Below are 12,503 nucleotides of genomic sequence, written 5' to 3' on the forward strand. Positions count from 1 at the left end.
AAGAGCTCGCAAAGCATCCTGATCAAGTCGCCACGCGTTCGGCCGCGCCTCGGCCGGGCGCGCGGCTTCGTTTCGTTCGGCCGGACCATCTCGGCCTGAACCAACCAAGGCTATTCATCTCGTGTCATTCCCGACCACAAGTCCGCCGCTTGCTCGCGCTCTCGCCGAGCGCAACTACGACCGGCCGACCCCTGTTCAGATCGCCGTGCTTGCCGACGAAGCCGTTGACCGCGACCTGCTCGTTTCGGCACAGACGGGCTCGGGCAAGACCATTGCTTACGGGCTCGCCATGGCAAAGAATCTGCTCGGCAGCCTGGAGCGCTTCGAGCGGGCTGCCGCACCGCTTGCCTTGATCGTCGCGCCCACCCGTGAGCTAGCCTTGCAGGTCCAGCGCGAGCTCGCATGGCTCTATCAATTTGCGGATGGGCGCGTCGTCTCCTGTGTCGGCGGCATGGATCCGCGCCGCGAACAGCGCGAGCTTGCCGCCGGCGCTCACATCGTGGTCGGGACGCCCGGCCGATTGAGCGATCACCTGCGGCGCGGCCATCTCGACATCTCGGAATTGAAGACCGTCGTTCTCGACGAGGCCGACGAGATGCTCAATCTCGGTTTTCGCGAGGATATGGAATTCATCCTCGAGACCACGCCGGAGACGCGCCGCACGTTGTTGTTCTCGGCAACCTTTCCGCGTGGCATCGTCGCGCTGGCAAAGCAATATCAGCAACAGGCGTTCCGGATCGAGGTCGCCGGCGACGAAGGCGGGCATGCCGATATCGAGTACCGCGCCATCCGGATCGCTCCTGGCGATGTCGAGCACGCGGTCGTCAACGTGTTGCGTTTTTTCGAGTCACCAAGCGCACTCGTGTTTTGCAACACGAGAGACGCCGTCAGGCATTTGCAGGCGGCGCTGCTCGAGCGTGGTTTTTCCGTTGTCGCGCTCTCCGGCGAGTTGACGCAGAACGAGCGAACCCAGGCTCTGCAGGCGTTGCGGGACGGACGTTCCCGCGTCTGCGTGGCGACCGACGTGGCGGCGCGCGGCATCGATCTGCCGAGCCTCGACCTCGTCATTCATGCGGATCTGCCGAATGACGCGGAGGTCATGCAGCATCGCTCGGGCCGCACCGGCCGTGCAGGCCGGAAGGGTGTCAGCGTCCTGCTGGTGCCGCCCGCACGGCGACGGCGTGCGGAACTGCTGCTGAACCTGTCCGGCACTGACGCCGTCTGGGGCACGGCTCCGCAGGCAGATGAGATCCGCAAGCTCGATCACGAGCGCATGCTCAAGGATGCGGTGTTCACAGAGGAGACGACTTCCGACGATCTGATGCTCGCAAGGGCCCTGCTTGCTGAGCGGTCGCCTGAGGATATCGCCGCGGCGCTCGCGCGTCTCTATCGCGCGCGGCTTCCTTCGCCCGAAGACATTCTCGATCCCGGTGAGGGGAGCGGCCGGCCGCGCGATGGGCGCGGTCGAGACAACGCGAGAACCTCGCGCGGCGATGACCGTCCCGCAGGGCCCCGATCGAAGACGGGAAAATCATCGTCGCGTCACGGCATGGCGGAGGCCAGCGTATGGTTCCGCGCCGCCATTGGACGAAGAAAGAATGCGGAGGCGCGCTGGCTCTTGCCGATGATTTGCCGTCGCGGCGGCATCGACAAGCGCGACATCGGCGCCATCCGGATCATGGACACCACCACCGAGTTCGAGATTTCCGAGCGGGTCGCGGAATCCTTCGCCGTCAAGATCCGGCGTCCGGACAAGGAAGACAGCATCCGCATCGAGCCGATGGCAGACGCTCCAAAGGGCCACGTGCCTTCGGACAAGCGCACGCACGCGCCCCGGCGCGAGGCCGGTGACATCGATCACGGCGCTCGTCGCCGTGACGATTCCCGTGACCCGGCAACTCCGAAGCAACGCGGCAAGCCGCGCACCGACGGCGGGTCGAAATTCGAAAGCAATCCGGAATTCGGGAAGAAGAAGCACCGGAGCAAGCCGGGCCAAGTCGGCCAGCCGCACCAGGCAAGTGCATGGCCTGCGAAGGGTGCGCGCGGAAAGAAGGCAAGGAAGGATCGTCGCGGCTGACTTGTTGCCGAACAGAGGGCGAGCGCGCCCTGCGCGCTACGCCGGATCTTTGTCACCTGCACTGCTCCCCGCTGCCGTCGCAGCAAAGAGCGCGCATGAGTGCAAGGGGGCGGCTAGGCCCGCGTGCCGGTGAAGGGGAAGCTACCCATCGGGCCGATGCTCGCTTCGCCGGAGATGCTGTCGCCGGAAACCTTGCCGGAAAAAGCGAGCGTCAGCGGCATCGGGTTGGTGATCGAGATTTTCCAGGCGACATCGTCGCCGTCAACGCTCCCGTCGAAGATTTCGCCAGATTCGCCCTCGGCACCTTGCGTGCCCGTGAGCGCGCTTCCCGCGCTCTTCAGCGTGAGGGTCGTGTTGCGGTCGCCCATGGGTGTGCTCAAGACAATATTCCAGTTTCCGTCGACGGCCATTCCTGTCTCCCGTTCTGACTTTTCCGGCGCGCCGCGACCCTCCGCGGCCTAGCCTAGAGGCGAAGCCTATAGCCCAACTCGCAGCGCCTGCCCAACCCTGTCTTATGGGTGCGACGGTCAGGCGCGGGCGGCGGCGCGAAGGCGGCCGGTGATGATGATGCGGAAGATGACGTATTGGATGGCGAACGCCGCGATCTTGGCGCCGACGGCGACGACCGAGACGTAGAAGGCCCACAATTTGAGGTCGCCGGTCGCGGCGACCGCGATCGTGCCGGCGCCGAGCGCGAACATCAGCGCGGCCCAGGCATAGCCTGCGGCGGTGACATATTCCGGAATGACGTCGGTCACGCGCGCCGGCATGTAGCGCAACATCCAGCCGCGCTTGAGCATGATCGCGCCGATCGCAAAATGCGCGATCGAGGGCTTTGCCAGCACGAAGCGCGGATCCTGGGTGAGGATGGTGACAGTGCCGAGCACGATGACGAGCGCGAGCGATGCGTAGGTCATGTAGCCGAGTGATTTGCCATTGACGCGGGCGTAGATCACCTGCGCGATCGCGCCTGCAATCGCCACCGACGTCGCCAGGATGATGTTGTCGGTGATGAGATAGACGACGAGGAAGACGATGGTCGAGAGGAAATCGGAGGCGAGGCGGGCGAATACGTCCTTCATCGTCGGTCCTGTCGGTTAGGAGGAGGGCAGTGCGCTGACGGGCGTACCGTATTTGGTCTTGCGGTACTCGGGATACCATTTGGTGAAATACATCGCGCTATTGCGGGCGGCAAACGCCACCGCGAGGCCTGACCAGATCGGCAGGCCCGGCACATAGAGCAGCACGACGTTGGAGGCCATCATCAACAGCGCTGCTGCGGTCCATGCGGCGGTAATGATGTAGTTGGCGCGCAGGAAACCGGGCATTGCCGCCGTCTCGGCAGGGACCTCTTCGAGGGCGTATTGTAGCGTGAACGGGTGGCGGGCCAGCATCGAGCCGAGCGAGATCACGAAGATGCCGGCATCGACCGACAACTTCACCGCGAGCGCGCTCAGCAGGGGATTGAGCAGCGCGAGATAGATACCGATGCCGGCGAACAGGATCGCCGATCCGGCGGCGAGGATCTTCACCGAGCGGCCGAAGACAACGTCGATTGCGATGGTGGCAAGGCAGATCGCGGAGGCCGTGAACACGCTGACCTTTGCCGATGTCAGGAACATCAAGAAGCCGAAGGCGCCGTAGGGAGCGAGGATCAGGAAGATTGTCATGAGCCGCCTCGATCAGGCTGTATCTTTACAGTGTAAAGATCAATAGTTCAGGCCAAGGCAAGGGTCAAGAGAAATCTTTACAGCGTCAAAATGATGTGAATGACCTGTAAAAAGTGAATTGCCGCAATGGCTTGCGCCGACGCTTCTTCGGCGAAATCGCGCCAGGGCAGCCGCGACAGGATGGTCAAGGCACAGGTGATCAACAGGCTGATGGTGATGAAAATGCCGCCGACGCGGCCGATCTGAAATCGCAGCGAGTTCGGCGCGGCGGACAGGCCGAGGGGATGGATCAGCCGCGACACCAGCAGTGCGCCCATCAGGAGGTGAACGCGCAGTGCTGATGCGCCGGACATTTCGATCATGGCGACCATCAGCGTAATGATCGGAACATACTCCATGAAATTGGCGTGGGCGCGGATCGCGTTGCGCAAGCTCGTGTTGCCGCCATCGCTGAAGGCGGCCTTGTTGCTCCGCCGCAGCCGGATCACCTGAAGCGCGAGGACGGCGTAGAGCAGGGCGAGGATGGCGAGATAGAAGGCAGTGATGGCTGGCATGTGCATTTGAGGCTCCCTCGTGACGCGCAAACGATCGTCATTCCGGGCGCGCCATTTGGCGCGAGCCCGGAATCCATCGCGCGTGGATTCCTGGCTCGTCGCTTCGCTCGCCCCGTCCCGAAATGACAGCGGATGGGGTCTAGGCCGCCCCAACCCAGTTGCCGTGAAAGCCGTCGGGCACGCGGTGGCCGAGCTGCACGAGCGCCACGGGGCCGGCCTCGACGTCGGTGGCGTTGAACACGGCGAGATCGCTCCGGTTCTCGCGGGCGCGCCAGATTACCGCGAGCAGCCAGCCATCGCCTTCCGCGGCATCCTTGGCGCGCTCGACAAACACCGGCTCCGAGATGCTGTCGCCGGCCGGCAGCAGATAATGGCCGAGGCGTTTTCCCGCACCATCGACATGCACGATGCCGGACAGCGCGGCGAACATCGGCAGCCTTGGGTTGGCGCAGGCGTACCAGCCGTGGTTGGTCTTCAATCCTGCGCGACGGTCATCGACGCGCGGGAATTCGCCGGTGAGATCGTCGAGATAGGTCTGCTGGAAGCGGTCAGTATTCCCGGTGAGATCGAAGGTCCAGCGGCAATGGCGCGCGAATGATTTGTCGGGATTGGTCGGCCTGCCGTCGGGATGCGGAAACAGCGGCGCCTCCTCGAACTGCATGACGTCGGCGACGATGCGGTTGCCGTCCTCCCAGGCGTTCATGACGTGGAAGACGTAGCAGGCTTCAGTGCGGAACCAGGCAATGTCCTCTGGTTTTCCATTGCGCTTCATAACGCCGACATAGGCGCCTTTCTCCGGCTCCCAGGCGTAGGGCGGCCGGCCCTTCATCGCGCGCTCCATGCTGCCGGTGATGGGCAGGATCGGAAACATCACGTGGTTCTCGGTGACGATGAAGTCGTGCACCATGCTGGCATAGGGCGCCTCGAAACGCGCAAGGCGAGTCGCCTTGCCGCTAGCGTCGATCGCGCCGTAGGAGAGGGTGGGCGTGAGCGGGCCGCTCGCATTGTAGCCGAAGAACACCATCTCGCCGGTTAGGGGATCGATCTTCGGATGTGCGGTGAAGGGGCCGGCGACGCGGCCCTGGTAGTTGCAATAGCCGCGCGTGGCGAGCGTGCCGGGCTCGATCTCGGTCGGCAGATGACCTTCCTCGAGCGCGAGCAGCTTGCCGGCGTGGAAGATGACGTTGGTGTTGGCGACGCCGCCGTCGGTCACATGCGCAGGCGCATCCGGCAATTTGCTGCCGAAGCCCTTGCCGAAGAATGCGCGGCCGGCATCATGCTCGGCCTGCCATTTCGGGGTACGGACCCAGCGGTTGCGGTAGCTCGCGCGGCCATTTTCGAGATGGAAGGCGTGCAGCATCCCGTCGCCGACGAACCAGTGCGCGCCGGGTACGTCGAACTGTGGATTGGGGCCGTTGCGATAGAGCGTCCCGTTCAATTCGCGCGGCAACTCGCCGACGACCTTGAGGAACAGCGCGTCGGCCTCGAATGGGATCGGCGCACGATTTGCCGGTGGGTGGCTGAACGCGTCCTGCTGCATGGCGGATCCTCCCGTATCTTTACAACGTAAAGATACGCTAGTGCCGCTTCAGACCCCGGTCAAGCGAAATCTTTACACTGTCAAAATGACGTCATATAACGCCCTTCATGGCCAAGACCGAAATCACCCGCCGTGCCCGCCCCAGAAAAGCGCCGTCATCCGCCGCGAAGGAGCGGCCGCGGCGCGCCGCGAGCCCAAAGGCCGAGACGCCCTATCATCATGGTGCCCTGCGCGAGGCGTTGCTGAAGGCGGCGGAAAGCGTGCTGGAACGCGACGGGCTCGCCGGCCTGACGCTGCGTGCCGTGGCGCGCGAGGCGGGGGTGTCGCATGCCGCGCCGACCCATCATTTTGGCGATCTCACCGGCCTCGTCAGCGAGCTCGCCGCGGTCGGCTTCCGCCAGTTCAACGCGGCGATGGCCTCGGCCTGCGATGTCGCCAGGACGCCGCTGGAGCAGGCGCTGGCACGGCCCAAGGCCTATGTCGCCTATGCGCAGGCCCATCCCGGCATGTACGGCATCATGTTTCGCACCGAACGGCTGGATTATTCCAGGCCCTCGCTGCATGAGGCGGCGCATGCCTCGTTCGCGGGGCTCGCCAATGCCATCGGCGCGATGCGGCAGGAGCGCATCACCGGCGATACGCTGACGCTCGACCAGGCTGCAGCCATCGCGCGCGCCTGGTCGATGGTGCACGGCTTCACCATGCTGCTGCTCGACGGGCGGCTCGAGGATATTTTGGGGCGGTTGCCGAAAGGCACGACGGCCGAGCAACTTCTGGAGGCGATCCTGAAGTCGGCGGCACACGGGAAGCTGCCGCCCTCCTGATCGCTCGGGACCGCAACCCTTGCCATCGTCGTGCGTCGGCCGACGCGGCATCCGCTCTCCGCCCATGCCTGGGGCGAGCCGGTGCCGAAAACGGTCGCGGCAGCACGGCGCATCGCGGCCAAGGGCGAGCGCCTGCTGGCTCGCTATCGCCGCGCGAAGAACAAGGCCTAGCGCGTCGCAAGCTCGATCGCGCGTCCACTGGTGCCGATCACCTTCACCTCGTCCTTGCCGCATGTGAAGTCGCGCGCATATCGGTCGGCGGCCTGCTGCGCCAGCTCGTTGGCGTTCGCGTTCGCCGTCACGTCGACATAGGCGACATGGCAGACCGGGCCCGGCGGCAGCCGCGTCACCGCGAGCATCGCCTTGGTGTTCGGTCGCCCCTGCTCGTCGGGATCGGCGCCGTCGGCGATATGCCAGCGCTGGATGATGGCGAACGGTTTGGTGCCCTCGGCGCGCCATTCGGCGAGGTTGAGGTGTAGGTGCTGCCGAAGGATTGGGCGCCGGCCTGATCAAGCGCGGCACAAACCAGCAGCGCAGTCAGGCATCCAAGTGTGACATGCTTCACGATGAAGTCCTCATGACGCGGAACTTCCCCCCATTCAGACGTGTTCACTGTGGGGAAGGTTCAAACGGGGCCTTGAAACACCTGACATGACCGCGGAATCGTTCTAGAAGAGCGCCTTCGCCTCGTCCTGCGTTGTCACTTATCTCGATCATGCCAGCCATCACGTTGAACAAACCCTATCGCGTCGGCCGCTCCAAAACCGGACTTGGCCTCTTCGCCACCAAACCGATCAAGAAGGGTGCGCGGATCATCCGTTATTTCGGACCGATCCTGGACTCTCGGATCCCCGAGCAGGACGACATCGAGAACAAATACCTGTTCGAGCTCAACGACCGCTGGACCATCGACGGTTCTGTGCGCAAGAACGTCGCCCGCTACATCAACCATTCCTGCCGGCCGAACGCGGAATCCGACGTCCGCCCGCGCAAGCGCAAGGTCTTCATCCGTGCCATCAAGAACATCGAGGCCGGCGACGAGATCAACTACGACTACGGCACCGACTATTTCAAAGCCTATCTCAAGCCGATCGGCTGCAAGTGCGCTGCCTGCGAGAAGAAGCGCAAGAAGCTCCGCGCCGAGGCGCGGGCCGAGCGGGCCAAGGTGAAGGCGCGCGCCGAGCGCAAGGCGCAGAAGGCTGGCGCGAAAAAGAAGAAGCTCAATGGCAAGCACGCCAACGGCAAGACCAACGGGCGCGCACGCGCGTAATCATTTATTCCCGCTGTCATGCCCCGGCTTGACCGGGGCATCCAGTACGCCGCGGCTTATCCGCATACGTTTGCCGTCTCTGGAATACTCCGTCGCCCGGTCCCGTCTCCGCCAAGGCTCCGACGAGGCTCGCGAACTTGGCGCGCCGAAGCTTCAGCGAAGGCGGCAAGCCAGGCGACGACTTCTTTGCGTGGTAACGGCGTTGGTCAAGCCGTCACGGCGCTGCCGCTCCTCCGCAACCCCACATACTGCAATTCCGCGAACACGCCGGTCGCGATCGCCTGGGCGACGACCATGAGCTCGCCGGCAAGGTTCGGCGACACTGCACCGGAGAACAGCAGAGCGATGCTCGCAACCGTCCAGGCGGCGTTGCCGACCACGACGAGGATGACGAGCGCCTTCGGCACCGAGCTGCGCGAAGCGAGCCATCCGACCAGAGCGGCATAGGCGATCAGGAGCAGGCCAGTCTCCCGCAGCAGCGCTTCGGGCAGATTGAAGAGCGAGGCGAAGGCGCTCGCACCAAAGGCGAAGCCAACGGCCGAGACGCCGCTGAAGATGGCATCGGCGAGCAAGGCGCGGCGCAGGAAGGTGGATGCGAAGATCATTGTCGTTCTCCTTGTGGGCTTCGGGGTGAATATCAGCGCAGCCCGCGCCAGAAGGCGCGGATGTGGCGCGCGAGGCGGAACGGGCAGAGGCTTTTTCCGACGCTGTGCTCGAACGCCAGCACTTGCGCGACGACGAAGTCGCCGGTCGAATGCACCAGCGGTTCCGGCATGTTGAGGCTGCGCGCGAGCAGGCGGGTTGCAAACTTCACCGCCCAAGGCAGCAGGGTGTCGGCAACGGTTCGGTAGAGAAGCAGCGCGATCATGGTCATCTCCTGTTGCCCGAGAAGATGAGCCACGGCCCTGCGCAATTCGATTACCTCGGACGTAATGGAAGGGACGAAATCCGCATGCTAGGTTTTTGACCATGAACGCACATGCATCCACGGCGCAGGCCGAGCGCGCCCAGCCCATCCATATCGGCGATCACTTGCGCGAATGGCGGCAGCGCCGCCGCATGAGCCAGCTCGATCTCGCGGGCGAGGCGGAGATCTCGGCGCGGCATTTGAGTTTCGTCGAGACCGGCCGCGCGACGCCCTCGCGCGAGATGGTGTTGAAGCTCGCCGAGCGGCTCGATGTTCCCTTGCGCGAACGCAACGTGCTGCTGGTTTCGGCAGGTTACGCGCCGGCCTTTCCGCAGCGCCCGCTGGAGGATCCCGCCTTGAAGTCAGCCCGCCAGGCGATCGACCTCGTCCTCAGGGCACATGAGCCAAATCCGGCACTCGCCTATGACCGGCACTGGAATCTGGTCTCCGCCAACCGCATGGTTGCGCCGCTGCTCGACGGCATTCCCCAGCGGCTGCTCGGCCAGCCCTTCAACGTGCTGCGGCTCGCCTTCCATCCCGAAGCGCTGGCGCCCCGCACCGTCAACCTCGCCGAATGGTGCGGGCATCTCTTGGAGCGGCTGCACCGGCAATGCGAGGCGACAGCCGATCCGGAGTTGATCAAGCTCTACAATGATCTGAAGAGCTATCCGATTCCGGCACGCTCCGCTCCGCTCTCGGGCGACAATGTCGCGATCCCGTTCAAGCTGCGGCATGAGGGCGAGATACTAAGTTTCTTCTCCACCACCATGGTGTTCGGCACACCGGTCGACATCACGCTGTCGGAATTGGCGCTGGAGACTTTCTTTCCGGCGGATGAGCGCACGGCAGAGCGGTTGAAGCACATGGCGGCAAAGATGGGCTAGCGCCCTTGCACAGCGCGCATATCGCGCCATCGGTCTCTGGTTTAGCCACTCGGCCGGATGTAGGCTCGCCAGGCCATGCTGACACCTGCCAACGCCGTGACAACGTACATCCTTGCTAAGGACGGAAATCGCCCGTTCCTGATGCGGAAAGCGTTCGCCGAAAATGCCGAGCTCGAAATGGTCGTCAAGACCGACGCGATCAGCTTTCCAAGTTCGGCTCGAGGCGTTGCGTCTCTGGAGGACATCTTGGTGCGCCGGTTCGGCGTTGACTACGAAAACATCTTCACCTTTTGTCTTGCGGTGCCACCCGCCACCGAATGCGTGAATTTCTCTTGTCACTGGCTCGTAGGAATGTCCGGGAAAGGCAATGGTCCTGTGCGTATCGGCTGCGGTCGATACGACTGGCGTTTCGGCAGCCAGGGTCGCGTTGAAAAGCTCATCATTACAATCGACGTGATGAAGGTGTTCCCACCGGACAGCCTTTCACCCGCCATGGTTTGGCTATCTGCACTCTCTTATCCATGGTGCAGCGCGGACGAAGCCTTGCAGCGGATACCGGCGCTTGATCTGCTCGCCGAGATCAGGAGTTATTTGTTGCAGATCCCCCCGATCTTGCCGGCGCCATAGTATTGGGGCCGTGCGACAAAGAATGGGTTCGCTGCTTGTTTTGCAATGCGTTCGGCTTATCTTGGACCGGTCAGACCAGTCCGGGAGTCTCCCATGAGCACGCTCAAGCCGCTTCAGATCGATGTCGTCTCCGACGTGGTGTGCCCCTGGTGCTATATCGGCAAGCGCCGGATCGAGAATGCGCTCGCGCTGGTGCCGGACGTGCCGGTCGAGCTCAACTTCCGCCCGTACTTCCTCAATCCCTGGGTGCCACGCGAGGGCATCAGCCGCGAGGAATATCTGACCAAGAAGTTCGGCTCGGTCGAGGCCTATAAGGGCATCGCCGGCCGCGTCGTCGCAGCCGCGGGCGAGGAGGGCCTGACCTATCGGCCCGATCTCGTGCAGCGCCAGCCCAATACCACGGACTGTCATCGCCTGATCCACTGGGCGGAGGCTGCCGGCAAGGCGCCCGAGATGAAGCAGCGGCTGATGGAGCTCTATTTCCGCGACGGCGGCGATCTCACCGATGTGAACGTGCTGGTGCAGGCGGCCGCCGATGTCGGGCTGAATGCTGACGACGTGCGGCGCCGGCTTGCGACGGACGAGGACGTCGAGCTGATCTCGGCGCAGGCGCAGGACGCTGCCGAGAAGGGCATCTCCGGCGTCCCGACCTATGTCTTCGCGCAGAAATACGCCGTCTCCGGCGCGCAGGATCCGAACCTGCTCGCCCGCGCCATCCGCCAGGTGTCGGAGGAAATCAACGCACAGGCGGCGGAGTAGCGTTACTTGCGGAGCAGGTGAAGCGCTCGCCGCGCGGCTTCCAGCGCGGCATTGCGCGCGATCAGCGCTGCATGGATCAATGTCACCACCGGATCATTCCCCCGCAACGGAATCAGCACATCGCCAATGGCAAAGCGGCCGCGCCAGATCGGGTCGATCATGGGGTGGTCGGCGCTTGCGGTGGAGTCGGCACTGGCGATGGCTGGATCGGCGCAGAGATGGCGCGTCAGGTCGACGGTGAGCTGCACGCCCGGCGAATATTTCGCAAAGCGCGCGTCAATGCCGAGCTTGAAGAAGAAGGCGCGATCGCGGTGGCGCAGCACGACGCCGCCGGCAACCGGCGTTTCCCCGGCGCGCAGGCTGATGATCTCGCATTGGCTGGTCTCGGCGAGCGCGGGCGCGGCGCGGCGAATGAAGGCGGCATCGCCGGCGTGCTGGATCAGCGCTGTGCCGCGCCTGCCTTTCCAGCCGCTGGCCTCGAGCCGCAGGAATGTTTCGAGCGCTGTTTTGACCTCGTCAGGCGTGCGCGCAACGTGGAACGAGACCGGGCCATGCTCTTCGAGCCGGTGCCGCTGGCGCCGAAGCTCCTTGAGCTTCTTTGCCCCAAGCGCCTCGCGCAGTAGCGTATCGCCATCCTGCGTCGCATCGAGACTGGCGCGCATGTACGAGCTCAGCACGCGCGGCTTCAAACCGTCGCGGGTCAAGATTGCAGTCAGTGATCTCATCGCTGCGCCGTCGAGCGCGAGGTCGCGCAGGATCAAGGCGTGGGCGCCGGCATCGCGTGCCTGATCGAGCAGCCGCGCTGCGGCTTCGCTCGCCGTGTCACGATCAAGCAGCGGGCTGCACAGCGTGCCGTAAGGATGCGCGCTCACCATCCCGGGCAGGGGGATGTTCCAGGCGCGCCATAGCGAGACGACCGGCATCAGGCCGATCAGTTGTGCCGATGCGTTGACCGCGCACAGCGCCATTGCGCCGGTGCGGCCGCGGGCCGTCGCGCTGACGGCGAGCGTCCAGGGCGGCAGGTAATAGCCGTTCGGTTCGATCGCCTGCGCGCTGAGTGCCTGCCATTGCCCCAAGTCAACCGACGCAAGCGGGACGAGCGGCGCGGTGTCGGAGAGGTTACGGGCACGCAGAACCGTGGCATCGCTTGCCGATGCGCCCTTGATCGCAGCTCGATGTGCGATATCGACCACGTCCCGCATTTCCTCGCTCACGCCGGCCGGGCCGAAGCCCGAACCGCGTCTGCTCATGCTTAGCGCAAAGATTGGAAGATACCGTTGGCGCAAGCCGTCAATTCGAGCGGTAGCGTTAACGTCCCGTTGACCATCCGGCGGCACGCCGCCGGATGTCGCCCTGTTACCGGTCGACCGGCGCCATCATCACCAATGACG

The 12,503-nt window shown here is 64.2% G+C and carries 15 protein-coding genes and 1 pseudogene; 7 read left to right on the top strand and 9 right to left on the bottom strand.

Annotation, left to right across the window (positions count from 1 at the left end; genetic code table 11):
* Window positions 1-121 precede the first annotated feature (121 nt).
* Window positions 122-2,077, top strand: coding sequence for a DEAD/DEAH box helicase (locus SO156_RS07665; RefSeq protein WP_498534387.1), 1,956 nt, complete (start codon window positions 122-124; stop codon window positions 2,075-2,077).
* A gap of 113 nt (window positions 2,078-2,190) precedes the next feature.
* Here SO156_RS07665 and SO156_RS07670 read toward each other — a convergent pair whose 3' ends face one another.
* The 5 genes from SO156_RS07670 to SO156_RS07690 all read right to left on the bottom strand — a co-directional run bounded on the left by SO156_RS07670 (window position 2,191) and on the right by SO156_RS07690 (window position 5,841).
* Window positions 2,191-2,487, bottom strand: coding sequence for a hypothetical protein (locus SO156_RS07670; RefSeq protein WP_458151011.1), 297 nt, complete (start codon window positions 2,485-2,487; stop codon window positions 2,191-2,193).
* Between the two features lie 117 nt (window positions 2,488-2,604).
* Entirely contained in the window at window positions 2,605-3,159 is a 555-nt protein-coding gene (locus SO156_RS07675; RefSeq protein WP_498534388.1) for an inner membrane-spanning protein YciB, read from the bottom strand.
* Between the two features lie 15 nt (window positions 3,160-3,174).
* Complete coding sequence (locus tag SO156_RS07680) at window positions 3,175-3,747, bottom strand: hypothetical protein (protein WP_498534389.1); 573 nt, start codon at window positions 3,745-3,747, stop codon at window positions 3,175-3,177.
* A 77-nt stretch (window positions 3,748-3,824) separates the two neighbouring features.
* The gene (locus SO156_RS07685) at window positions 3,825-4,307 is read right to left on the bottom strand and encodes an MAPEG family protein (RefSeq protein ID WP_458151014.1); all 483 of its coding nucleotides are present in this window, start codon (window positions 4,305-4,307) and stop codon (window positions 3,825-3,827) included.
* Between the two features lie 133 nt (window positions 4,308-4,440).
* Window positions 4,441-5,841, bottom strand: a complete 1,401-nt coding sequence (locus SO156_RS07690; RefSeq protein ID WP_458151015.1) for a carotenoid oxygenase family protein — start codon at window positions 5,839-5,841, stop codon at window positions 4,441-4,443.
* Window positions 5,842-5,948: 107 nt separating this feature from the next.
* Here SO156_RS07690 and SO156_RS07695 point away from each other — a divergent pair, with 107 nt between their 5' ends.
* Entirely contained in the window at window positions 5,949-6,665 is a 717-nt protein-coding gene (locus SO156_RS07695) for a TetR/AcrR family transcriptional regulator (RefSeq protein ID WP_498534390.1), read from the top strand.
* A gap of 30 nt (window positions 6,666-6,695) precedes the next feature.
* On the top strand, window positions 6,696-6,836 hold the full coding sequence (locus SO156_RS07700) for a hypothetical protein (RefSeq protein ID WP_458151017.1): 141 nt from the start codon (window positions 6,696-6,698) through the stop codon (window positions 6,834-6,836).
* Here SO156_RS07700 and SO156_RS07705 read toward each other — a convergent pair.
* A pseudogene (locus SO156_RS07705) lies at window positions 6,833-7,126 on the bottom strand (hypothetical protein); the annotation flags it as partial. The gene SO156_RS07700 and the pseudogene SO156_RS07705 sit on opposite strands and share 4 nt — an antisense overlap.
* A gap of 254 nt (window positions 7,127-7,380) precedes the next feature.
* On the opposite strand from SO156_RS07705, the gene SO156_RS07710 reads away from it, so the two are divergent.
* A complete protein-coding gene (locus SO156_RS07710) occupies window positions 7,381-7,935 on the top strand; it encodes an SET domain-containing protein (protein WP_498534391.1) in 555 nt (184 codons plus the stop codon).
* A gap of 206 nt (window positions 7,936-8,141) precedes the next feature.
* Here the strand turns inward: SO156_RS07710 and SO156_RS07715 are convergent, their stop codons facing one another.
* A complete protein-coding gene (locus tag SO156_RS07715) occupies window positions 8,142-8,540 on the bottom strand; it encodes a hypothetical protein (RefSeq protein ID WP_498534392.1) in 399 nt (132 codons plus the stop codon).
* 32 nt (window positions 8,541-8,572) lie between these two features.
* On the bottom strand, window positions 8,573-8,803 hold the full coding sequence (locus SO156_RS07720) for a hypothetical protein (protein WP_498534393.1): 231 nt from the start codon (window positions 8,801-8,803) through the stop codon (window positions 8,573-8,575).
* Between the two features lie 101 nt (window positions 8,804-8,904).
* Here SO156_RS07720 and SO156_RS07725 point away from each other — a divergent pair, with 101 nt between their 5' ends.
* The 3 genes from SO156_RS07725 to SO156_RS07735 all read left to right on the top strand — a co-directional run bounded on the left by SO156_RS07725 (window position 8,905) and on the right by SO156_RS07735 (window position 11,112).
* Window positions 8,905-9,726 carry a helix-turn-helix domain-containing protein gene (locus SO156_RS07725; protein ID WP_458151021.1) on the top strand — a complete coding sequence of 274 codons (822 nt, stop codon included), beginning with the start codon at window positions 8,905-8,907 and terminating at the stop codon, window positions 9,724-9,726.
* Window positions 9,727-9,801: 75 nt separating this feature from the next.
* The gene (locus tag SO156_RS07730) at window positions 9,802-10,353 is read left to right on the top strand and encodes a hypothetical protein (protein WP_498534394.1); all 552 of its coding nucleotides are present in this window, start codon (window positions 9,802-9,804) and stop codon (window positions 10,351-10,353) included.
* Window positions 10,354-10,446: 93 nt separating this feature from the next.
* Window positions 10,447-11,112, top strand: a complete 666-nt coding sequence (locus SO156_RS07735) for a DsbA family oxidoreductase (protein WP_458151023.1) — start codon at window positions 10,447-10,449, stop codon at window positions 11,110-11,112.
* Between the two features lie 2 nt (window positions 11,113-11,114).
* On the opposite strand, the gene SO156_RS07740 is transcribed toward SO156_RS07735, so the two are convergent.
* The gene (locus tag SO156_RS07740; protein WP_498534508.1) at window positions 11,115-12,305 is read right to left on the bottom strand and encodes a GNAT family N-acetyltransferase; all 1,191 of its coding nucleotides are present in this window, start codon (window positions 12,303-12,305) and stop codon (window positions 11,115-11,117) included.
* Window positions 12,306-12,503 lie beyond the last annotated feature (198 nt).

It is taken from the genome of Bradyrhizobium sp. UFLA05-125 (assembly GCF_059803515.1).